Here is a 23,215-nt window from a genome sequence, read left to right as displayed (position 1 = left end):
GTTATGAATGATGAACTTCGGGAACTGGCACGGGCAGTCATTGAAAAATATCACCTGGCGAGCCTTGATGATATTCTACGTGAAGTTCCAAAAACAATGTGCCATGTCCTTCAGGAATCAGATGTGTTTGAAACATGGCCGGCAGACATCGTTCGCCTCAAATTTCCTGAGGAGCATTGGGATTATTATATTTCACGTTACGAGCATTTTCGCGACGAGGTCATACGTAACCTGACACCTCAGGATTATCTTCGTGAAATGCTGGGTCAAACACAGCGCTTGCCCTGCTTCTGTTCGGAAATGGCCGATGTCTCGGCAATACTGTATAGCCAGATAATTAACAAGCCAGTGTATTCTCTTCGGAATATTTTTGTGAATTATCTTTATTTGCCCCGCCCCTGGCATTGTATTAATGCAGTGGTGGAAGATGATCGCATTCGATATTTTGATATTTCTGCTTATGCACAGGTTCTGGACCGTAAAAGAAGGAAAGTGGTTAAGCCTGCCGAGCTCGAAGGATTTGATGCGACAGACATCGCATTTGATTTTATTGAAAGTCCACGCTGGCTACAAAAAGAACCTTATCAACGAAAGATAGAATTAACGGCAGGCGAGATTAAAGATAATTTTTCTCCTTCTCCGCTTGAAGATAAACCTTCAAACGAATTTTTGCGCGCGTTCCACTGATATATCGTTAATTCACTTTAACCAGCTTACCGTACTATTTTGCGGTAAAGGAAAAAATGATGACTACTACAACGTATGTCGCCAATGTTGTCGGCATGGGATGGACAACTGCGTCTGGCGATCGTATCGAGGATGTTTTCCAGACTTTACTGGAAAAACAAACCGGTATTGCGCCTGCGCCATCGGATCGAAGCTTGCGTACCGATCTGGCCGCCATGCTGCCGGGTGAATGGCCTTCCGAAATGCGCGAAAAATTGATCGCTCTGACGAAACGCACGGCCCGCCAGGCGCTAGAGGATTCGGGTGCAGCAGAACCTGTGCCGGAGGAGCGACGCTTTTTGATTGTCGGAACCAGTCTGGGATTCCGCCTCGACAGCGAGGCGTTTTGCCGGGAGCCGCTCGACGGCTGGGTCAACGAGGTGGCGGAGTCGCTGGGAATGGAAGGGATAGCCCTTTCTACCGCCTGCTCCTCGGGCTCGGATGCTCTTCTTCTGGGGGCGCATTTAATTGCAACGGGGCAAGCCGATCTGTGCGTGTGCGGCGGCGCCGATATTCTTACTGATTCAAAACGTCTGGCCCATAGCGCATTAGGCACGCTCTCACTTTCTACCCTGAAATCGTTCGATGCTACACACGAAGGAACCATTCTCGGAGAAGGGGCCGGTTTTCTGGTGCTGCAACGAGAAGGCGGCTCTGCACCACGCGTGCTGGCAAGGCTTGTCGGTGCTGGGGCGTCTAACGATGCGGCAGGCTTGACCGCGCCGGATGAGCAAGGCAATGGCATCCGCCTGGCATTGCAGCGTGCCCTGACGCAGGCGGGACTTGAACCTGGCGATATTGCGCTTATTAATGCGCACGGTTCGGGTACCCTGACCAACGATCGGGTTGAAAGCAATGCCTATAACCAGTTTTTCACACATCGTCCCTGGGTCTTCGCGACGAAGGGCAATTTTGGCCATACGCTGGGGGCGACAGGGGCGCTGGAAGCCATCGCGCTCATTCATAGCCTCAATGCGGGCACGATCCCCCCGGTGTATGAACTGAAAAAGCCGATTGATGGCCTGCGTTTTAATTTACCTGCCGCGCAGCCTCAGCCCTTAACGGGAAAGACCGGGTTAAGCATGACGATTGGGTTTGGTGGTTTTAACACCTGCCTGATATTTACCGTAATGTAAAAGGTGGGGCAGCTAATGAAGATCGTTTCTACGAGTACCGCACGCTCATTAATCTGGTCTGATTTAGATGAGACCTTGCGCCGGGGGCTAAAAACAGCCGACCCATTGTCTTTAAATGTGCTGTTTACTGTCGATGAACTTTATCAACAGCACCAGGCATTGCTGGATAATCATCTTGAAAGCGTCGGGATTATTCAGTTTGGCACGGCATTCCCGGTGAATACCAGTGAGAAAATTATTCATGACATGGCAATAAAATCGCGCGTCTCTCCGGTCGATTTTATTAATGCCAATGTTGGGGCACCTATTTCCATTTGCTGTACGCGCTATCGCTTTCAGGGACCCACCATGGTGCTGACAATGCCGCAGCGCACTGGCAAAGAAATTGCCCTGTCTCTGGCGAGAGAATGGTTAACACAACAGGCAACATATCTTTTCCTGATTCAGGCAGATCACACGCGTGAACATGAAATCGAAATAACAACTCAGTTAGTCACTCAGTAATATTATTAAGGGTAAAGCAATGAAACAAAGTCATTATGATGTGGCCATCATCGGGAGCGGTATTGCAGGAACCATGCTCGGCGCTATTCTGGCAAAACAGAAATTAAACGTGGTGATTATTGATGCCGGTACCCATCCTCGCTTTGCCGTCGGGGAATCGATGGTGCCGGAAAGTGCTGTACTGTTGAAAATTCTGGCGCGTCAGTACAATATTCCTGAGCTGGCGTGGCCGGGGGAAATTCACGCGCTGATGGAAAATATTGGTACGTCGAGCGCCGGTATTAAACTGGCGTTCAGCTTTGCATGGAACGGTAAGAATAAAGCGCATAATCCCCAGGACGTTGTGTCGACACCGGTATTGTCGCCGGAAGCGCATCTGTTCCGTCAGGATATTGATGCCTATTATCTGGCGCTGGCCGCACGTCTGGGGGCCGATATTCGCCAGCAAACCCGCATCCAGTCGATTGAAGAAACCGGCGACGGGATGCTGCTGGAGCTGGGAAAAGAGCAGATAAAAGCCAGGTACGTCGTGGATGCAGCAGGCTATCGTTCACCGGTTGCCGATAAGTTTGGCCTGCGCGAAGGTGCTCGTGAGATGCAGAGCCGTACGCGTTCGTTGTTCACCCATATGACAGGGGTCAAACTGTATGAAGACGTCATCGCCTCAACGGACGTGACCGGTTCGCCGACCCCGCTCTCACAGAGCACGCTGCACCACATGTTTGAAGGCGGATGGCTGTGGATTATTCCGTTCAACAACCACCCCTATTCGACCAATACCTTATGCAGCGTCGGCCTGCAGTTCGATATTGATAAACATGGTCCCGCAGGCGACCCGGAAGAAGAGTTTACCCGTTTTCTCGATGAGCACCCCTCCGTTGCCCGTCACTTTGAGAGCGCGGCACGGGTACGCGAATGGACCGTTGCACCTCGTCTGAATTACACCAGCCGCGAAAGCGTAGGGGAGCGTTATTGCCTTTTAGGCCATGCAGTGGGCTTTGTCGATCCGCTGTTCTCGCGCGGGTTGGTGAATACGTTCGAATCGATTCTGCGCGTCGCGCCTAAAATTGTTCGTGCCGTCAGACAGGATGACTGGTCAGCAGCGAATTTCGCCAGCTATCAGGATTACAGCCTGGAAGTGGTGAAGGTAAACGACAGGCTGGTGGCAAATTCATTCACCGCATTTGATAGCTTCCCACTGTGGAATGCGTGGTTCCGTATCTGGATTAGCGGCAGTTACATCGGCGTGTTGCGTCTGCGTAAAATCCTCAGCGACTATCAGCAGCACGGTGATGACGAGCGGCTTGAGAAGGAATTTGAAAGCGCAACCTATCCGGGACATCTTTCCATTGAGAGCCCTTACTATGAGGCTATTTTCGATAAGGCCTGCGAAACAATGGAAGCCTATCGCGCCGGTAATCTTCCAGAAAAAGAGGTGATTGCTACGCTTCATTCGCTTTTTGCTGACAACCGCGAGCATTTCCCCATCGATTTCTCTGATTTCACCAATCGTTACCTGTCCCGGGCAACGGAGGAATTTGCCGATTCTCTGTTCTACTGGGCTCATAACGCGCCTGGCGGAATCGGGCACTTGTTCGACCGCGGAGATAAACCGGTCCGTTTCGATTTCCTCGATCCTTACCGCTATGGCGATCGTCAGCAGTTAAACCAGCATGCAGATGCCATGTTGCAACAGGCGCGTCATCAATAACCTGACGGGCGGTTGTTCCGACCGCCCCCTGAGGAGAGCGTTATGGATACTGTAGTCGAGCAGCTTTTGCAGCGACGGGAGGGTGCCGTCGCCCGTGGTATTAACCAGATGCATCCGGTTTATATTCAACGAGCGGAAAATGCGGTGATGTATGACGTCAACAACCGTCGCTACATTGATTTTTCCGGCGGCATTGCCGCGCTCAATACCGGCCATCTTCATCCCAACGTCATCGCGGCCGTTGAGCGCCAGCTGCACCAGTTTACCCACAGCTGTTTTGCCGCCACCCCTTATGAATCGTATATCGCGGTGTGTGAACGTATTAACGCCTTAATGCCGGGAGATTTTGACCGACGGAGTTTTCTCCTGACGACGGGGTCCGAAGCGGTGGAAAGCGCGCTTAAGGTTGCCCGCGTGGCCACGCGGCGAAGCGGTGTGATTGTTTTCAGCGGTGCCTATCACGGGCGTACGTTTATGACCCTCGCGATGAACGGCAAAATTGCGCCCTACAGCCAGGGGATGGGGATCATGCCCGGCCCGGTCTTCCGGGCACCCTTCCCGCAGGGAGAGACGGAGCGTGATATTGCTCAGGCGCTGGCGGGCCTCAAGACGATATTAACGAGCGACATTGCCCCCCAGGATGTGGCAGCCATCGTCATTGAGCCCGTTCAGGGAGAGGGCGGGTTTTACGTCGTGCCGCTTGCGTTTATGCGTGCTCTGCGTGAACTCTGTGACCGGGAAGGCATCGTGTTAATCGCGGATGAAGTTCAGTCTGGCGCGGGGCGCACGGGGACGTTCTTTGCTATGGAACAAACCGGTGTTGACGCCGATTTAATTGTGTTCGGTAAATCCGTTGCCGGCGGGCTTCCGCTATCTGGCGTGGTGGGTCGTGAGTCGCTTATCAACCAGGTGGCACCGGGCGGTCTTGGTGGAACCTGGGCAGGCAACCCGCTTTCCTGCGCGGCGGCGCTGGCGGTACTTAAGCTCTTTGAAGAGACGGACCTGCTGGGCGCAGCCCGGCGTCTGGGTCAACGTCTGCGCTCCGCCTTAGTGTCCATTGTCAGCCCTCTGTCGATTGGCTATGAGATACGCGGGACTGGCGCCATGATTGCGCTGGAGCTTTTTTCTCTGGAGCATGGAGAGCGAACGCCGGCGACCGGGCTTATCGATCGGTTAGTCAAAAGCTGTGCCCGTGAGGGGCTTATTCTTCTTAAATGCGGCAAACAGGCAAATGCTATCCGCTTTTTAATGCCGCTAACGATTGAAGATAGCGTTCTGGATGAAGGGCTGACAATTTTTGCCGGCGCGCTGCAGCAGCAGGTCGCGTCTTCAGGCTTAGCAGAGGTGAAATAATATGGCGCAGTTTGATAGCCGAACATTACGGAACGTATTTGGTCAATTCGCAACTGGCGTGTGTGTCGTGACCATGATGGATAAAGATAACAATTTCCATGGGCTAACCATCAGCAGCTTTAACACCGTCTCCCTGGAACCTCCGCTGGTGCTCTGGAGCCTGCGCAAGCAATCCTGGTACGCTCAGCATTTTCTGGAGGCGGACGCCTTTGCGATAAATGTCCTGTCGGGCCATCAGCATCAGGTTAGCGATATTTTTGCCAGCGCGGGGAGCGACAAATTTCATCGCGTAGACCACCGGGTCAGCGGCTTTAAACTGCCTTTGATTGACGGGGCACTCGCGCATCTTGAATGCAAAATGTGGCGTCAGGTAGACGGTGGCGATCACTGGATATTCATCGGTGAGGTGGTGGATTCGTTACATACTGAAGGTGAACCGCTCATCTTTTTCAACGGTCGCTATGCCACCACCGCGGGTCTGTCGATTCCTGCCTAAAAAAAAGGGGCTGAAAAGCCCCATAACACGCCGAGCGAAGCGTTAACTAAAAGGGTATTTTTTAAATGCCGCCTGGTTTTCGAAAACGTCGGCAACCGCCTGAATCTTTTTAAAATCCCCGGCGTTAACGACGTGAGGGATCATTGACTGAATAAATGTCCAGATAACCGTACTGGTGACAGCAACCTGATCGGCCACCGCATTTTCCGGACGGGCTTCCAGCAGCGCGTTCCATTCCCGACAGGCAGCCAGCAGCTGGACGGTAATACGTTCTATCCACGGATTATGTTGTTTCTCCGCCGGGCGCAGGTTGTGTTCGTACACATTTTGCACAGCTTTCTCCGCGGCGGCGAGGATAAAGCCCAGCGTCTGGAGATCGTTCGCCAGTGCATCCGGCGTCACGGGCAGGAGTCTCCGTTCAGGCGCGGCCTGAGCCTCAAAATAATTCAGTATGAGAGACGAGTCCATCAGACGTGTTCCATTCTCCAGAACCAGCGTTGGCGCTTTTACCGCAGGGTTAATCCGGGAAAATTCCTCAAATGTGCTGAATACGGACAACGGCTGGCTTTCAAACGCAACGCCATAAAGTTCCAGGGAGACCGCCACGCGGCGTACATAAGGAGAATCCATCATGCCAATCAGCTTTATCATGATTCCAGTTTTCCTGTCTGTGTGAAAAAACGCTTCATTGAAGATGATAAACAGACATTACAATAAATTCGTTATGGCGAATATCATCAGTATCTTACGGCCTGAGTTAGTATTACTGACAGATTGGCCGGTTAGCGTTTATCAGATTCAGTCTATGAGGGAGTGGTTTCATGTCGGATTTTCCACCTATCGCAAGTTTGCGTAGTTTTGAAGCTGTGGCTCGCCTTGGCAGCGTAACGCTTGCGGCGAAAGAGCTTCACGTTACCCATTCCGCCATCAGCCAGCAGATTAAAGTGCTGGAGGAAATGGTGGGGGTGAAGCTGTTTATCCGTCATGGGCGAGGGGTGCAGATCAACGAAGAGGGGCGTCTCTACGCGTTACAGGTGCGCGAAGCGCTGAATCATATCGCAGATGCCACCCGGTTAGTGCAGGTGAAACCGAGAATACTGGAACTGACGCTGGCGATGGTGCCGTCTTTTGGTTGTCACTGGTTGTTGCCGCGTCTGGAGCGGTTTCGGGAAAAATATCCACACATCACGCTGCGGATCCAGGCCAGTCTGACGATAACCAGCATGCAGCAGGAAGGGATAGATGTGGCGATACGCATGGGGAAAGGTAACTGGGAAGGAAGCGACTGCCATTATCTGTTTTCAGATGAACTGATTGTGGTTGCAGCACCCGGTTATAACGGCGGCATCCTCCCGGCAACGCCAGCAGAGGTGGCAAAGAGTAAAATCATATTCTCCATGGAGTCGTGGAAAACCTGGTGTTTCAATGCGGGACTGGAAAAAGATATTGTGCCCGGCGGGTTATGCATTAACGACTCAAATTTAGTCCTTGAGGCTGTCAGACTCGGTAAAGGTATCGCGCTGGAACGTCGCTCTCTGGTACAGGATGCCATCACCCGGGGCGAACTGGTCCAGCTTACCCCTTTCACTGCACCTTATCCCTGGCCTTACTGGCTGGTGACATCGCAGTTAACGGAAGCGAAACCGGAGGTGGCTCTCTTTAGTGAGTGGCTGGATGAGGAAGTGGCGGCCTGGCGTCAGTTGACAGGGGCGGTGGAAAGTAACGGCTAACAGAAAAGCAAAAAGCCTGCTCTAAAAGCAGGCTTTTTAAATTTGGCTCCTCTGACTGGACTCGAACCAGTGACATACGGATTAACAGTCCGCCGTTCTACCGACTGAACTACAGAGGAATCGTGTGAACGAGGCGCATAGTAGCGACCTCAGTTCGTCTTGTCAAAGGGGGAAAACGTACTTTTCGTTCGTTTGCCGACAATTTCAGCAAATCGCTGATTTTATAGCAAATTCGCGCTGAAATTACGCAGCAAATTGCGCCGCCCGCAGGCGGCGCACAGGATTAGAACAGTACGGAGTAGTTCAGACCAAACGTACGGCCACGGCCTTTATAAGTATACAGACCTGGTGCACCGTAGGTTGGGCTATACAGCCCCGGCGCGCGCTGGCCCCAGGCGGTGGTGTAGTCTTTGTCCAGCACGTTCTCCACGCTGAAGCTCACTTTACCCACCGGCAGGGCGTAGCTGCCCAGGAAGTCGACCGTGTTATAGCCATCGATCTTCTTGCCGTCCGCATCTGACACGTCAAAGGTCTGCGTGCTCTGCACGCGCAGGGTCCAGTCGCCCGGTGCCCAGTTGACCCATGCGCTGGCTTTTGACGGGCTGGCGCTGTCTACCGTCAGCTTCTCCCATTTACCGTTTTCGCGGGTTTCAGACTTAATGGCGTTAAAGTTCGCGCCCGTGCTCCAGTCGCTGTCGGTGAAGAAATAGTCCACCTGGCCTTCAATCCCGTAGATACGACGCTTGTCGTCTTCGAGGTTTATGGTCATGTCCGTCTTGTTGATGGTGATCGTTTTGTCCGAGAGCGAGTAATACGCCGCGACCTGGGTACGCAGGTTATCGCCGGTGTAGCGCCAGCCCAGCTCGTATGCGTTGACCTTGATGCCGTCAAGCGTCGAGTCGTTCACGTTCACGCTGTTCAGCAGGCGATAGTGACCGTTGCTGAGCTGATAAGTCCCGGAACCGTAGTACTTCGCCAGATCCGGAATTTCAAAGCCCTGGGAGAAGTTAAACCACAGCTGCTGCTGTTCGGTCAGACGACCGAGGATCCCGGCGTTAAACAGGAAGTTGTTGTAATCGGTTTTCCCGCCCGGCACCGCGTCTGCGGAGGTGGCTTTCCCGGTTGCAATGGCCTGCTGCTGGGCGTAACCCACAAAATCGTCCACCTTGTTTTCGGTGTACTGGTAGCGCACGCCGCCGCTCAGGGTGATGGCGTCAATGTCGTAGCTGGCCTGCAGGAACGGGGCGAGGTTGGTAATGCTGTAACCCGGGTAGCGGCCCACGTTATAGGCGTTATCAAGCTCCATGCCGCCGCTCGCCGCTGCTTTGCTCAGATCAAAGAACTGCTGATTGGCATCGAAGGTTTCATGGTCGGCATCCACACCCCAGGTCAGGGTTAAATCATCCATCGGTTTGCTGTTCAGCGTCAGCTTGCCGCCGTAAAAATCGGTTTTCTGCTGCGACGCACCGATGCTGCTCACGACGCCTTTGGTCAGGGTCGGGAAGGGGTAGTAGGTCAGGCTTTCGTCACGATAGTAAATCTGCGCAACCAGATCCTGGCCCCAGAAGTCGGTATTGGAGTATTGCAGGTTAATCAGATGACGCTCGGTACCCGGTATACGGTCAGAATCGAGATTACCTTTGTTATAGGCAGTCGCATCGCCCGTGACCGCCGAGAAGTTTTTCCCGAGGTACAGGCCATGCTTGCCGTCGGACTCGCTCTTATAGTACTGCGTCGTGAGCTGAAGCTGCTGGTGTTCGTCAATGTTGAGGGTGCCGGTCCCCATCACATCAATACGGTCGGAATACTGTAAGCCGGTCTGGGTGTTATCAATGATCACCTCGTCGCCGTTGCCGTCATACCAGCCGCCGTAACGCTGATACGACACCGACAGACGACCCGAGGCGTTGTCGTTGCCGCCGCTGACCGCCGCCGACACGTTCTCATCGTGGTCGTTGTGGCTGTTAAAGCCGCTTTTTGCTCCGGTCTGGAACTCAACTTCGGTCTCAGGCTGGCCTTTTTTGGTGACGATGTTCACCAGGCCGCCGGTGCTGCCGCCGCCGTAGAGGGACGTGGCGCCGGAGATCACTTCGATACGGTCAATGTTGAACGGATCGATGGAGTCGAGCTGGCGGCTGTCGCTGCGGGAGGAGTTCAGGCGCACGCCGTCCACCATCACCATCATCGAGCGGCCGCGCAGGTTCATACCGTAGTTGGTACGCCCCTGGCTGCTGACGTCCATGCCCGGGATCAGCTGCGCCAGGACTTCTTTAATCTCCTTTCCGCCCTGAACCTGCTGCTCAATTTCAGACCGTTCAATAACCCACGTGGTCTGCGCCATCTCGGCCACGCTGCGGTGTGCACGGCTGGCGGAGACCACGATATTTTCTTCCTTTTGTTCTTCCGCCCACGCAGAGGTAGAAAGCATTGCAAGCAAGCAAGGATTTAAAACCCAAAGATGAGAACGTTTCATTGTTATGTTGATCCTGATTGTGTGTGTCAGTACTCGGTCGTTTTCTCTAACGCGTTAAAAACCGGGCTGCTGTCCTGGCTGGCGGTGGTGCGCCAGTGGATAACGCCGGGTGTGGTAGCCAGCTCAAATGGCTCGTCAGGATGCGCGCGGTTAAGAATGCGTGCGGCACGCCAGGCCATCAGGCTGAGCTGGGGTTCAGCAATGCCGAGACGGTGCATCCCGGCATTGACGGCAAACAGGCGGTTGCTCTGCGGGCCGTCCCATTCGAGGGTAAAATCGTTGTTGATGCAGAAGGCTTCATCCGCATCCAGATGCAGGCGGTGAGACAGCGGGGCAAGGAACGCAGGCTGCACGGCGCGGTAACCGGTGGCAAAGATCACCACGTCGGTATCCAGCTGTTCGCGACCGCCGTCGAGATGATGCTGTATGCTCAGACGCTGACCGTTTTCCTGACGCGCCAGTGACGTCACCGAGCGGGACGGCAAAAGGTGCGCCCACGGTTTTTCACGCAGCACCTCAAAGCGGTGATACATGGCGCGGTAAATTGCCAGCAGGGACTCGGTGGTAATGCCGTCAGAGGTCATCTTCTGCTCGTGCAGCATCTGACGACGGGCCTCTTCGCCGAGCGTGGAGAAGCTGTCCACATACTCCGGCGTGAAGTACTCGTTGGCGAAGGCGGCTTCATCCAGCGCGTTATAATTGTTACGGCGCGACACCCAGTTCAGGCTTAGCGGCTGGCCCCATTCCCCGCGGAAGATATTTAAGAACAGGTCGGCACCGCTCTGGCCGCCACCGACGACGGTCACGCGCTTGCCCGCTAAATTTGGCGTGCGCAGCATCATCTCGCTGGCGTGGAAACAGGTATCGTCCTGCACCGTCACGCAATCCGGGAGGTTAATCTGTTTGCCAATCCCCACGCAGACGTGGCGGGCAAAGAACCGATCCCGCTGGGTCACGACCTCAAACAGACCGCTTGTCTCATCAAAGCTCACCTGCTGCACCTGCTGGCTGAAGGCGAGGTTGGTGAGGTTTTCTGCCGCCCAGCACAGGTAATCGGCAAACTCTTCGCGAGACACCGTGCGCTGTTCGGTGGTCAGGAAGCGGTAGAACTTTTTACGCTGCACCAGGTAGTTCAGAAAGCTGTGGCGGTTGGTGGGCTCTACGGCGCTGACCAGATCTTTCAGGAAGCTGGTCTGCATGTGGCAGTCCGGCACCATCATCCCCGGGTGCCAGGAGAAGTGCGGCTTGCGCTCAAGGAACAGCGAGCTAAAACCGTCCAGCCCTTCGGCCAGGGCGGCGATGCTGAGGTTAAACGGGCCAATACCAATGCCGATGAAATCATAGGTTTTCATTGCGCTGACTCCCGGGAGGCCAGAAAAAGAGGGTTATCAAGGTCGGTAACGTAGTTCGGCAGCATGCGGCTGCCGCCGTCATGCTCGGAGAAGGTCAGTTTGACCGGGTTGAGGATCACGCGAATAATTTGCGGCTTAAACAGGTCGAACATCGCGAAACGTTCCGCAAGCTCGGGGTGCGCAGCCATATACCGGCGCAATACCCCCGCCAGGATTTGATAGAAACGGATTTCGCTCACGCCGCATTGCAGGGTGAGACGCGAGATAAAGCGCAGCACCGTCACAAAGTTGCCGGTTTGCAGGTCGTGGATGATGTAATCCGCGCTCAGACGTGCCGTAACGTCCTTCACCTGCGCCGGCAGGCTCTGCGCCTGCGGGAAATCTTCGTCCACCAGACGCATATCACCCTGGAAATCCTTCAGCAGGATGCGCTGCGGCACGTAGTTTTTCATCACCAGCGTCACGTTCTGACCGTGGGCGATCAGCGCCACGCCGTAGCGGCAGAGCAGGTGATAGAACGGGATCACCGTCGCGTCGAACAGCTTTTCAAGCCAGGTTTCGGCGCTTAGCCCCGAGCGCTTAATCCACGCGTCGATCAGCGGACGCCCGGCGTTATCGGCTTCCATCAGCGCCGCCATCAGCACCGCCTGTTCACCGTCTTCTAAATAACAGGACGGATTCTCGCGCCAGATCACCCCCAGCATCTCCTGATAGCGGTAGGGCGCTTTCGGTAATGCGGCATAGCCCGGATGCGACAGATATCCGGCGGCGGGTTCACCCAGTACCTGCGCGCCGCAGCGAATCAGCGTGGCGTCAGAGGCGAACTGCTGCTGCAGCCAGCGTGAGGCCAGCGGCCCGGCGGCAATGTATTTGCCCGGAATGCCGCGATAGCAGGAGGTGTTGTAGATGGTCAGCGGCAGCTTGATGTCAAAGGGCGCGCGACGGCTGGCGTTGGTGAGCGTGCGCAGGGACTGCTGCGCCAGATACTCATCGCCAAATTCGCCCAGTTCCACCATCTCACCGCGCGCCAGCTGCGCCAGGAAGTGAATGGCAATTTTCTGCTGCCACTGCCACGGGTGTAGCGGCACGGGCAGCCAGCTTTCGTCGAGCCCCAGCGCCTGCCAGCGATGCTCAAACCGGACGTGCTCGGCGTTGTCCATGGTACTGGCAAGCAGATTCTGAATGTCGCAATCGGCGTCGCTGCTCCAGACCAGGTGTTCACGCTGAACGGCAACCCAGTGCAGACGAAAACGTCCGCGATACTCAGGCGCGTACTGATGCAGGGCATCCAGCCCCCATCCGCGGCGGCCTTTGTTGAAAATAAACTTAGGATGACCGCTCATCAGACACTGTAATTCATCCGGGTCGAGGTGGATCAGCGCGTCGGCATCCAGCGCTTCACGCGCCTGGAGCAGCTGAATATCACCGCGCAGCGTGGCGTAAAGATCTTCCATATGCTCCGCCGTTTGCGCGTCGCTCATCTCCAGCACGGTCGCCAGCTGCAGCAGTGCGCTTTCCGCTTCCACGGCGGCGCCGCTGGCGGTGGTCAGGGTATCAGGATCGATATGCAGCCAGCCCCAGATCCCGCGCGTGGCGCGAAACTGCCAGGACTCTATGCCCATGGTGATGCGCCAGCCGTCCGATGAAACCGGCTCAGCGCGCAGGGTACGTTCGTATTCCAGCTCGGCGAGGATCTTCGCCACCATCTCGCGGTTTACTTTCTGCCAGAGCGCGTTCACAGTTCCACCTCATGGAAGAAGCGGTGACGCTCGCTCACGATCAGGCGCGAGCGCTTGTGCGGGAAGTCGAACTCTTTTGCGGTGTCGAAACCGGCGGACGCCAGGTGGCGGAACAGGCGTTGGTTGTCGAAGCGCGGCTCGGCCACAATGCGCGTCGTGCGCGGTTCATCCAGATACAGGTAGTGGCTCAGACCGCGCAGCCAGCTGCGGATGTACTGCGCGCCGCGCCAGCGCTCTTCGCCCACCAGCATATGCAGCCCGCGGTCGAACGGCTGCCAGCGGTAGTGGCGGCCAATGCGGTCTTCAGGTGCCCAGTAGAGTTCAAAGTAGCCGAACGGCTGGTCGTCGAAGCAGCCGATAACCGGGTAGCAGTACGTCGAGTCAAGCTGACGGCGCAGGTAGTTTTCCTGTTCGGCCTGCGGGCCGGCCATCTCCCAGAAGGCGTTCACGCGCGGGTTGTTCATCCATTGCGTGAATCGTTCGCCATCCAGCGCCACGTCGGCCACGCGGAAGCTCAGCGTGCGTTTAATTTGCGGATCGTAACGGCGATACACCTCACCCTGCGGACGGCGAGGGCGCTGCGGGAAGTACAGCTGACGGCTCTCATCAAACTGCATACCGTTGCTCGCCTGCGGTCGTTCGCCTTTCAGCCAGAGCGGCAATTGCCAGAAGGTTTCACGCGCCAGGTAATCCCCGTGGGCCAGGCTAAACAGCGCCTTTGCCTGAGGTTCATCCTGCCAGGTTGCCCACGGCAGCGTAATGCCGGTCAGCGCGGGGGCGGCGACAAACAGCTGATCCAGCGCTTCCACCAGCCAGCCCGCCGGGATAGCCCCGAGACGCTCCAGCACCGCGCTGCCGTCGAGACCTAACGCCAGCGGCAGCGCGGTATCCGTTGCGGTGCAGCGAAAGCCGAAGCCAGAATGGACGATATTCGCGATGGCCATTACGCCTTCTCCTTGTAGAACGGGTTGCTAAAGTCGAAATAGATCACCGCCGGATCGGCGATGGTGTTTTCGTTGCGATCGTGCAGATAACAGAAGAAGTTGCCTTTGCAGTTCCAGGTCGGACTGTCCAGCACGTAGTCAAGGCAGCGGGTCTGCTTCGCCGTACGGCGCAGCGCGACCAGCGCGTCACGTACGCGCGCCATCAGGCGCTCTTCACTGTCGAAACCGGCGGCGGCAAGGGCGGCAGTCACCGCAAGGGTGGAGTTCAGCAGCAGGTAGTAAGGGAAGTAGCGCAGCAGCTGGCTCTCACCGAAGCGGTTTTCCACGTCAGTTTCACCCGCCTCTTTCAGCCACCCGTCGGCTCCTTCGGTCCAGGCGCTGCCCTGGCAGTCACGGTAGATAAGCCCGACGGGGAAATCCTGCTGCATCTCAACGAGGATATTTTGCTGGTGGGCGAGCAGCACCAGGCCGTAGTCCGCCTCGGCGCTGAACAGGGGGAGTAACACGCGGTCGCAATAGGCGTCCAGCCAGCAGCGTGCGGCCTGAGCGAGGGGTAAATCCAGACGCTGGCTCAGACGACGCACTGCCGCAGCCAGCAGGCTGTCACCGCCATCCGGGGCGGCCTGGGTCAGGCTGACCAGCACGTTGGTCTGCGTGTCCGGCGTGTCAAACAGCAGATTGACGCGCAGGGCCATCAGGCTCTCTTCCTGCACCACGCCGTTTTCGTCACGCAGCCCCGTCCAGCCGTCTTCCTGCATCACGCGCATCGTCGGGTAGCGTGCCTGAAGCGTTTGCCAGCGTTCTGTTTTCGCCAGGCGCGCCAGGCGCATCCCGCGCTTAATTTCTTTCACCGACAGCGTGCGCACGGAATTGGTCAGGCGCACGCTGAGGGAGAATTTAATCATGTCGCTGTTGGTTTCGCTGTACAGCGAGCGGGACGAGCTGGTGGGCAGCCACTGTGCGCCCGCTTCGCCCAGATCCTGCAATGAACCGTTTTCCACCAGACGCTGGCACCAGGCCTGATCCAGCAGATGCTCTGCCTGCCACGGGTGCATGGGCAGCAGCCAGCGCGTGTCGGTGAAGTGGCCGAGCAGCTCAGGCGCGCTCTGGGCGGCGAAGCGCAGCAGACGTTCGCGCAGGGAGACGTTCAGGCTGTCACCAGCAATGCGCGTGCTCTCAACGGCAAACCAGCGCAGCGGGAAACGGGAGGCAAAATCAGGTAGATAGCGACGCGCTTCGGTTTCGTTGAATGGCTCGTGCGACTTCGGTGCCGGGTGAAATGCGTGGCCGACCAGCAGCGCCTGTTCCGCTTCAGCAAACGTCAGCGGTTTATCACGCAGCGTGGACCAGCTGTGGCGCAGGTCGATCGCCTGCCAGGTATGCGCATGACTTTCCAGCACGCGTTGCTTAAAACGCGCCAGCGTATCGGCATCAAGAACGCCTTTTACTGATGGTTTTTCAAGAAGTAAATCAACCAGTTGGGTATATGTGATGGCATCACCGCAGTCGCTATCGCTCTGGATAAGCGTTGCCGGGAAACAGTACTGATGATGCTGGGTGGGGGAGAAATAGCGTACCCGAACCCGCAGGGCCTGAGCGGGAGAAAGCGGGATATGAATATGCGCCAGCTCATCCGCAGCGGCTGCGGGGAGATAGCGCCAGTCCGTCGTTTCGCGCAGCAGGGCATTTAAAAAACACTGGGCCGCAACGTCTGTACCGGCGGAGCGGGGCAGAGTACGCATAGATGTACCTCATTCCATGATTGATAATAATTCTCGTTATGATATTCATTCTATTTACACTCGCAACCATTTTTGCAATATTTGTTTTCATAAACTTCATAATTTCCACACATTTATTGACACTATGTTCACATTCTCATGCGCGCTAATTCAGAAACGCTGACTGAAAACGTCACCTCTAAAGCCAACTGGCCGCTGGCACTCTGTGCAGGTTTATTGGGCATCGGGCAGAACGGTTTGCTGGTCATGCTCCCGCAGCTGGTGAACCTGACCGGGCTGTCGCTCTCGGTCTGGGCCGGGCTGTTAATGTTCGGCTCCATGCTTTTTTTACCGGCATCGCCCTGGTGGGGGCGTCAGAGCGAGCGACGCGGCTGTAAGGTCGTGATGGTGGCCTCGCTCAGCGGCTATCTTGCCAGCTTCGCCGTGATGGCCGTGGTGGTCTGGGCAATGGCGGCCGGATTGCTCCAGAGCACCTGGGGGCTGGCGGGGCTGATCTTTTCGCGCCTGCTCTACGGTTTAACCGTGTCGGGGATGGTGCCTGCCGCCCAGACCTGGGCTATTCAGCGTGCGGGGCTGGACAAACGCATGGCGGCGCTGGCCACCATCAGCTCCGGCCTGAGCTGCGGCCGTCTGCTGGGGCCACCGCTGGCAGCAATGATGCTCAGCATTAACCCGGTGGCACCGCTCTGGCTCATGGCGATTGCGCCGTTTATCGCTCTGCTGCTGGTGCTGCGAGAAGTGGCTGACCCCCCACTGCCGCCGGTGGCGCATCAGGCGACCCGTCTGCAGGTCTCTATGCTGCCGTTCCTGCTGCTGGCGATGCTGCTGGCGGCGCTGGTGAGCCTGATGCAGCTTGGCCTCACGCCGCATCTCAGCCCCTTGCTGGAGGGCAACGCCCGTGAGATCAGCCACCATGTTGCGCTCCTGCTGAGCCTGGCCGCGCTGGCCACGCTCGCGGCGCAATTTTTGATTGTTCGCCCGCAGCACTTCAGCCCGCTGACGTTGCTCTGTATGGCGGCGGTGTTAATGGTGGTCGGGCTTGGGTTGATGTGTATTGCCGGGCTGGTGCTGTTCTACGTGGGAATTGCTGTCACCTCGCTCGGCGCGGCGATGGCAACACCGGGCTATCAGTTACTGTTGAACGATCGGCTGACCACGGGGAAAGGCGCGGGCGCGATCGCCACCAGCCATACGTTAGGCTACGGCGTCAGCGCGCTGCTGGTGCCCGTCGTCACGCGCTTTTTCGGCGAGCAGTATTTAACGATGGCGGCAGGTGGAATGGCGGTGCTGTTTTTCGTACTGAGCATCGGGGTACGGTTAACCGGGCGCACCCCTGTCGAAAAAAATTAATGTACCTGGTGAGGGGAAGGGCCGACCGCCTCATTTTGACGCAGACGCTTAAGCGGATCCTGCTGATAAAACTGGGTAAAACGCTGCCATAGCGCCGGGAAACGCGGGGCGAAGAGTTCGGGGGCGCTGAAGAAGTACTCTGAAAGCACCGCGAAGCACTCTGCGGGGTCGGTCGCCGCGTAGGCATCAATGCTGGCGGCACTTTCGCCCACGAGATCGATCTCGTCCTGGATGTTATCCATCGCCGCATGCAGATCGTGCTCCCATCCTGCGACTTCACGCAGCGGGATCAGCGGAACGCCGCTGGCGCGGTCGCCGTTGCGGGTATCCAGCTTATGCGCGACTTCATGAATAATCAGATTAAAGCCTGACGCGTCGAACGAGTCCTGAATGTCGAGCCAGTTCAGGATAATCGGCCCTTGCTGCCAGCTTTGTCCGGACTGTACCACCCGCTGGTTGTGTACCAGGCCGATGTCATCCTCCCACTCATCGTCGACGATGAAGGGCGCCGGGTAGATCAGCACTTCATGGAAGCCGTCCAGCCACTCGATACCCAGTTCAAGCACCGGCAGGCAGAAAAGCAGGGCGATACGCGCGTTTTTCAGGGGATCCAGCTCGAACCCCTGCAGAGGAACCAGGCGTTTTTGCTGCAAAAAACGATCCGCCAGCTGAACCAGTTTTGACTGTTCGTCCGGCTGGAGATTCGCCAGAACAGGGATCGCCAGCGCGTCATCCCACGGCAGCGCCATATCCCGGCCAGCCTCATTCGTTTTCCAGGGCCACTTAATCATCGCTTTGCTCGCAAACTCGTCACTTGAACAAAAATGGGAAAGTCAGGTTCAGTTAAGATGCCAGAAAATGGCTTATTTCTACACTTCCAGCCTGAATAAACTATCATTTCGTACAGAGCAGTGGGTAGCGCTTTGCAGGCATCACCTTCATTTTGTGATGTCTGTCGTAGCCTTTATCCGCAGCCCGAGTGAATAAATCAGTCCGGTATTGAAAAGATGAGTGATTTCAAAGGTAACAAGCAGAACCTGCCCAGTCGAGCGTGTGTGCACTGCCAGCGGCCCATGACGTGGCGCAAGAAGTGGGCGAAATGCTGGGATGAGGTCAAATACTGTTCTGAGCGCTGTCGCAGGAGCCACCGTTGACCGAACTACGCCTGATTCTGGGCGATCAGCTCAATCCGCATCACAGCTGGTTTGATACCTGCAGCCCGAATGTCATTTACGTGATGCTGGAACTGCGGGCGGAAACCGCGTATGTCCTTCATCATGCTCAGAAAATCATCGCTATCTTCGCAGCCATGCGCGCGTTTGCCGCTGAGTTAAAAGAGAAGGGGCATCGGGTAAGGTATGTCCGGCTCTCTGAGGGTTCAAATCGTGGCGCGCTGGAAGATAATCTCAACGCGCTTATCGCACATTACCATGCTGGCAGGGTGATGTGGCAGGAGCCCGATGAATGGCGCCTTGATGCGCAGTTGCAGGCGTGGGCGAAAACGGCGACCGTCGAGACGACCTGCGTCAGCAGCGAGCATTTTTTCACCTCCCGGGAGCAGGTGAGCGCGTTCTTTGCATCGCGTAAAAGCTGGCGAATGGAATATTTTTATCGGGAAATGCGTCGTCAGCATGGCGTGCTGTTGACCCCGGAAGGCGAGCCCGAAGGGGGGAAATGGAATTTCGATGCTGAAAACCGCAAGCGCTGGTCCGGTGAACCGCCGGCTCCGGATGACTCTCGCATCTGCCACGATCGCTCAGCATTATGGGAAGAGATCCAACGCTGCGGCGTACGCACCTTTGGCGAACCGCAGGCCAACACTTTTCGCTGGCCAGTCGACCGTGCTGAAGCTAAAGCCCGGCTGGATGCGTTTATTTCGCACGTCCTGCCCCAGTTTGGTAACTGGCAGGATGCAATGCACACGGAAGAACCTTTTCTTTTCCACTCCTTAATTTCATTTGCGCTGAACACCAAAATGCTCAATCCCCGTGAAGTGGTTGCCGCCGCCGAGCAGGCATGGCGCTCGGGTGATGCGCCGTTGCCTGCTGTCGAAGGGTTCATCCGGCAAATTCTTGGCTGGCGGGAGTATGTGCGCGGGATCTACTGGTCGCAAATGCCGGGCTATCGGGAGCTGAATGCGTTAGAGCAGCACACCCCACTGCCGGAGTGGTTCTGGACGGGCAAGACGCAAATGCGCTGCCTGGCGCACGCCATTGGACAGTCGCTCACTGAGGCTTACGCTCACCATATCCAGCGCCTGATGATTATCGGGAATTTTAGCCTGCTCGGTGGTCTCTCGCCGCAGGCGGTACATGAATGGTATCTGGGCGTGTATATTGATGCGTTTGAGTGGGTGGAGTTGCCCAATACTCTCGGCATGAGCCAGTTTGGCGATGGCGGTTTACTGGCCAGTAAGCCTTATGTTTCAAGCGCGTCTTACATCCATAAGATGAGTAACTACTGTCAGGGATGTCGGTATCAACACAATCAACGCACCGGCGAGCTGGCGTGTCCCTTCAATGCGCTTTACTGGGATTTCTTTGAGCGTAACCAGGCACGTCTCGGTCACAATCCCCGGCTGGGCATTGTCTTTAAACAACTCGCGGATATGACGGAAGAGGAACGGCACGCTATTGCTGAGCGCGCCGGACACATTCGTCTCAATCTCAACGACCTTTGAACGGCATTCCGACACCGCGCCGGTTGCGGCAGGTTAATAAGCCGTTATTATTTTGGACTTTGTAACGTATTCCCTGACAGGACCGCCAGATACTATGCCCGTGAATTTTGACCTCAACGATCTCTATGCCTTCAGAGCGTTAGTGGAATACGGTAACTTCCGTGTCGCCGCTGAATCTATCTGTCTGTCCCAGTCGGCGCTGAGCCGCAGGATTGAAAAGCTGGAAGCCGCGCTGGGGAACCGACTCTTTGACCGAACCACCCGCCGCGTCTCCCTGACGTTATACGGGCAAAACTTTGCTGAACGCTCCACGCAGCTGCTCGATAACGTAGAGTCAATGCTGGCGGATGTCGATAAAGCCAGCGAAGAGCGGACGGGGCTGATCACGGTGGCTACGGTACCTTCCGCAGCCTGTTACTTTATGCCCGATGTGATCCGTCGCTTTCAGTCGCGCTATCCGCGCGTTCGCATTAAGCTCATCGACAGTAGCGCGGGCAACGTGATGGACGCCGTGGCCCGAAGCCAGGCGGATTTTGGTATTTGCTTCGCAGGAAACTTGTCGTCTGAAATCGAATTCTTCCCGCTGGTGGAGGATGTGTATGTTGCAGCATGCAGAAAGGATCACCCGCTGGCGCAGAAGAGCCAGCTGACGTGGCAGGCATTTTTCCAGCAGGATTACATCTCTCTCGATAAAACGTCCGGCAATCGCAACCTGCTCGATCGCCTGCTGGGGGATATCATTCCCGAGCGTCCCAGCGTCTGCGAAACGCGTCATGTCACCACGATGCTCGGTATGGTAGAGGCGGGGATCGGCATTGCTGCCGTTCCCGCCATGTCGATGCCGACGTCAGAGCACACGCTGCTGACCCCTTTGCCGCTGGTGGCGCCGGAGGTGAAGCGTACCGTGGGGCTTATCCGGCGCCGGGGGCGCATCCAGTCCTATATTGCGGCTGAGCTTGAAAAACAGATCACCGAGCAGTATCGCCGGACGTAACGGGGATCATCCCCGTTAGGCGGATGACTTCCCTTGAGGGCGGTGAGGCGAGATAGTTCAGCAGCGCTTTTCCCTCCGCGGGATGTTCCGCGTCACGGGTGACCGCGCCAGCGAAGCGCGTGATGTATTGCAAATTATCCGGAATTTTACCGATAAAGGTGACGCCCTGAATCGGCAGCAGCTCGCTGACCTGCTGGAACCCGACGGCGTATTTTCCTTTCGCCACTTCTGATGCGACCGGAATGCGCTCGACTTTTGTCGCTTTGCCCGTCACCTCCTTTTCAATCCCCAGCTTTTTGAACAATTCTTCACTGACATACCTGCCGCTGGCGCTGTCTGAGTAGGCGATGGAGTGAGCCTGCAGCAGGGTATTACGCAGCGTCGTCTCGCTGCTGATATCAGGGATATCCGCACCTTTTTTCACGACCATGCCGATGGGAGAGTCCGCGAGTTCAGTCCGCGTACCCGGCCGGGTCAGACGGGCCTGTTCAAGCTTCGCCAGTGCATTGCCCACCATAATCACCACGTCGGCTTTCTCTCCGCGCGCGAGCCGGTTTGGGATTGCCTGCGGCGTAGTGCCCATTGAGGGTCCGGGGATGATCACAATGTTATCCCCGGTCCGGCGTTCATACTCCGGGGCCAGCTTTTCCAGGGCGGCTTTGAATCCGCCCGAAATCATGACCTTCACGTCCTCTGCGCAGGCATTGACGCTCAGGAACATCACCATTAGCGCGATGGCGGTAGAGCGAGACGTACGTTTCATGCGGCCCCCTGTGACTTAACGGTGTTTTGCAGTGATGCCGCACGGCGACGGTAGAGGTAGAGCGTTGCCAGCAACGCGCAGACCGCCGCAAAGCTCATCCAGTATCCCGGCGAGGCTTTGTCACCCGTGTATTCAATCAGCGCGGTGGACATTACCGGGGTGAAACCGCCAAAGACGGCGGTAGCCAGGCTATAAGCCAGCGAGAACCCCGCCACGCGGACTTCAGCAGGCATGATTTCCGTCAGCGCCGGGATCATCGCGCCGTTATACAGGCCGTAGAGGAAAGAGAGCCACAGTAGGACGCTCAGCATCATGGAGAAGCTGGGGGCCGCCGCCAGCATCGTCAGTGCCGGGTAGCTGGTGGCGAGCGCCAGCAGCGTCATGACAACCAGCACCGGTTTACGACCGAAGCGGTCCGAGAGGGCTCCACCTATCGGCAGCCAGATGAAGTTAGAGACGGCCACCAGCAGCGTGACCAGCAGGCTGTCCGACGCGCTCAGCATCAGCACTTTTTTGCCGAAGGTTGGCGCGTAAACGGTGATCAGGTAGAACGCGGTGGTGGTCATCGCTACCATCAACATACCTGCGACCACCACCTGCCAGTTTGTCAGCAGCGTTTTGAAAACCTGGCGCATCGCGAGATGATTGCGCCGTGCGCTGAACGCTTCGGTCTCCTCCAGCTTACGACGCAGGAAAAAGATGAACGGCACGATTAAACAGCCAAACAGGAACGGGATGCGCCAGCCCCACTCGCGAATGGCGCTCTCCTCCATCAGGGCATTCAGGGCAAAGCCCATCGCCGCGGCGACCATAATGGCAACCTGCTGGCTGCCGGACTGCCAGCTGGTGTAAAAACCTTTGCGGCCCGGCGTGGCGATTTCTGCCAGATAGACCGAGACGCCGCCAAGCTCCGCACCGGCGGAAAAGCCCTGCAGCAAACGGCCCGTCAGTACCAGCAGCGGTGCCCACAGCCCAATGCTCTGATACGACGGAATAAGCACAATCAGGAATGTTCCGGCAGCCATGATCGACAAGGTGACAATCAGCCCTTTACGACGACCCACTTTATCGATGTAAGCGCCGAGCACAATAGCGCCGATCGGGCGCATCAAAAAGCCCGCACCAAAGACGGCAAAGGTCATCATCAGCGAGGCAAATTCACTGCTCGCCGGGAAGAACGTATGCGCGATGTAGGTGGCATAAAAGCCGAACAGAAAGAAGTCGAATTGCTCAAGAAAGTTGCCCGAGGTGACGCGAAAAATCGCGCCCGCTTTCGCACGGACCGTTGCAGGTGAGGTTGAGGAAACCATGATTATCTCCAGTTTTTATCGTGACGTTATGCTCGTCTGTTTTTGAAAACTGGATCAGGAAACGGAAATTAATAAGCGCAAAGAGTGAATGAACTGATGCGCGTTGTGCATCAATGACAGGATGTTGACCAGGATTTACATACCTAACAATAACTTAACAATCGTGTGATTTTTTATTCACGCTAATTAGCTAAGTTGCTGATATCGCTGTT

At 56.4% G+C, this 23,215-nt stretch carries 20 protein-coding genes and 1 tRNA gene; 11 read left to right on the top strand and 10 right to left on the bottom strand.

Annotated elements, in window-relative coordinates; genetic code table 11:
- Positions 1–3: 3 nt before the first annotated feature.
- From AAER43_RS14795 to AAER43_RS14770, 6 genes are read left to right on the top strand one after another with little or no spacing between them, the layout of a single operon-like run.
- Positions 4–687, top strand: a complete 684-nt coding sequence (locus AAER43_RS14795; protein WP_014884440.1) for a hypothetical protein — start codon at positions 4–6, stop codon at positions 685–687.
- 59 nt (positions 688–746) lie between these two features.
- Entirely contained in the window at positions 747–1,862 is a 1,116-nt protein-coding gene (locus AAER43_RS14790; protein WP_050862746.1) for a beta-ketoacyl synthase N-terminal-like domain-containing protein, read from the top strand.
- A 15-nt stretch (positions 1,863–1,877) separates the two neighbouring features.
- Positions 1,878–2,366 carry a hypothetical protein gene (locus AAER43_RS14785; protein ID WP_045134950.1) on the top strand — a complete coding sequence of 163 codons (489 nt, stop codon included), beginning with the start codon at positions 1,878–1,880 and terminating at the stop codon, positions 2,364–2,366.
- Between the two features lie 19 nt (positions 2,367–2,385).
- A complete protein-coding gene (locus tag AAER43_RS14780; protein ID WP_049010285.1) occupies positions 2,386–4,077 on the top strand; it encodes a tryptophan 7-halogenase in 1,692 nt (563 codons plus the stop codon).
- 42 nt (positions 4,078–4,119) lie between these two features.
- The gene (locus tag AAER43_RS14775) at positions 4,120–5,430 is read left to right on the top strand and encodes an aminotransferase class III-fold pyridoxal phosphate-dependent enzyme (RefSeq protein WP_050862748.1); all 1,311 of its coding nucleotides are present in this window, start codon (positions 4,120–4,122) and stop codon (positions 5,428–5,430) included.
- Position 5,431: 1 nt separating this feature from the next.
- Entirely contained in the window at positions 5,432–5,926 is a 495-nt protein-coding gene (locus AAER43_RS14770) for a flavin reductase family protein (protein ID WP_023337497.1), read from the top strand.
- 42 nt (positions 5,927–5,968) lie between these two features.
- On the opposite strand, the gene AAER43_RS14765 is transcribed toward AAER43_RS14770, so the two are convergent.
- Entirely contained in the window at positions 5,969–6,577 is a 609-nt protein-coding gene (locus AAER43_RS14765; RefSeq protein WP_014884434.1) for a glutathione S-transferase family protein, read from the bottom strand.
- A gap of 170 nt (positions 6,578–6,747) precedes the next feature.
- Here AAER43_RS14765 and AAER43_RS14760 point away from each other — a divergent pair, with 170 nt between their 5' ends.
- Entirely contained in the window at positions 6,748–7,656 is a 909-nt protein-coding gene (locus AAER43_RS14760) for a LysR substrate-binding domain-containing protein (protein WP_014884433.1), read from the top strand.
- Between the two features lie 43 nt (positions 7,657–7,699).
- Here the strand turns inward: AAER43_RS14760 and AAER43_RS14755 are convergent.
- The 6 genes from AAER43_RS14755 to AAER43_RS14730 form a co-directional block, all read right to left on the bottom strand.
- A tRNA-Asn gene (locus AAER43_RS14755) sits at positions 7,700–7,775 on the bottom strand.
- A 164-nt stretch (positions 7,776–7,939) separates the two neighbouring features.
- Positions 7,940–10,129: a TonB-dependent siderophore receptor gene (locus tag AAER43_RS14750; RefSeq protein WP_023330840.1), complete on the bottom strand. Its 2,190-nt coding sequence runs from the start codon at positions 10,127–10,129 to the stop codon at positions 7,940–7,942.
- Between the two features lie 26 nt (positions 10,130–10,155).
- Positions 10,156–11,481 (bottom strand): SidA/IucD/PvdA family monooxygenase, encoded by a 1,326-nt coding sequence (locus tag AAER43_RS14745; RefSeq protein WP_045134958.1) that lies wholly within the window; start codon positions 11,479–11,481, stop codon positions 10,156–10,158.
- Complete coding sequence (gene iucC / locus AAER43_RS14740) at positions 11,478–13,220, bottom strand: IucA/IucC family siderophore biosynthesis protein (protein WP_050862749.1); 1,743 nt, start codon at positions 13,218–13,220, stop codon at positions 11,478–11,480. Before iucC ends, AAER43_RS14745 begins: the two co-directional genes overlap by 4 nt.
- Positions 13,217–14,164 carry a GNAT family N-acetyltransferase gene (locus AAER43_RS14735; protein ID WP_050862750.1) on the bottom strand — a complete coding sequence of 316 codons (948 nt, stop codon included), beginning with the start codon at positions 14,162–14,164 and terminating at the stop codon, positions 13,217–13,219. The genes iucC and AAER43_RS14735 overlap by 4 nt, the downstream gene beginning before the upstream one ends.
- A complete protein-coding gene (locus AAER43_RS14730) occupies positions 14,164–15,906 on the bottom strand; it encodes an IucA/IucC family protein (RefSeq protein WP_050862751.1) in 1,743 nt (580 codons plus the stop codon). Before AAER43_RS14730 ends, AAER43_RS14735 begins: the two co-directional genes overlap by 1 nt.
- A 138-nt stretch (positions 15,907–16,044) precedes the next feature.
- Here AAER43_RS14730 and AAER43_RS14725 point away from each other — a divergent pair, with 138 nt between their 5' ends.
- On the top strand, positions 16,045–17,256 hold the full coding sequence (locus AAER43_RS14725) for an MFS transporter (RefSeq protein WP_047344760.1): 1,212 nt from the start codon (positions 16,045–16,047) through the stop codon (positions 17,254–17,256).
- Here the strand turns inward: AAER43_RS14725 and mtfA are convergent.
- Entirely contained in the window at positions 17,253–18,047 is a 795-nt protein-coding gene (gene mtfA / locus AAER43_RS14720) for a DgsA anti-repressor MtfA (protein ID WP_014884426.1), read from the bottom strand. The two genes, AAER43_RS14725 and mtfA, sit on opposite strands and share 4 nt — an antisense overlap.
- 216 nt (positions 18,048–18,263) lie before the next feature.
- Between mtfA and AAER43_RS14715 the strand changes: the two genes are divergently transcribed.
- From AAER43_RS14715 to AAER43_RS14705, 3 genes are all read left to right on the top strand, one after another.
- The gene (locus AAER43_RS14715; RefSeq protein ID WP_014884425.1) at positions 18,264–18,410 is read left to right on the top strand and encodes a DUF2256 domain-containing protein; all 147 of its coding nucleotides are present in this window, start codon (positions 18,264–18,266) and stop codon (positions 18,408–18,410) included.
- Entirely contained in the window at positions 18,407–19,936 is a 1,530-nt protein-coding gene (locus tag AAER43_RS14710; protein WP_100246806.1) for a cryptochrome/photolyase family protein, read from the top strand. The genes AAER43_RS14715 and AAER43_RS14710 overlap by 4 nt, the downstream gene beginning before the upstream one ends.
- A gap of 94 nt (positions 19,937–20,030) precedes the next feature.
- Positions 20,031–20,930: a LysR family transcriptional regulator gene (locus tag AAER43_RS14705; RefSeq protein WP_057057779.1), complete on the top strand. Its 900-nt coding sequence runs from the start codon at positions 20,031–20,033 to the stop codon at positions 20,928–20,930.
- Here the strand turns inward: AAER43_RS14705 and AAER43_RS14700 are convergent.
- Positions 20,905–21,693 (bottom strand): substrate-binding domain-containing protein, encoded by a 789-nt coding sequence (locus tag AAER43_RS14700; RefSeq protein WP_050862546.1) that lies wholly within the window; start codon positions 21,691–21,693, stop codon positions 20,905–20,907. The two genes, AAER43_RS14705 and AAER43_RS14700, sit on opposite strands and share 26 nt — an antisense overlap.
- A complete protein-coding gene (locus AAER43_RS14695) occupies positions 21,690–23,003 on the bottom strand; it encodes an MFS transporter (protein ID WP_045269265.1) in 1,314 nt (437 codons plus the stop codon). Before AAER43_RS14695 ends, AAER43_RS14700 begins: the two co-directional genes overlap by 4 nt.
- Between the last annotated feature and the right edge of the window lie 212 nt (positions 23,004–23,215).

This window comes from Enterobacter sp. FUJ80071 (assembly GCF_038739915.1).
Lineage (GTDB): Bacteria > Pseudomonadota > Gammaproteobacteria > Enterobacterales > Enterobacteriaceae > Enterobacter > Enterobacter kobei.
This window is presented reverse-complemented; position numbering and strand designations above follow the sequence as displayed.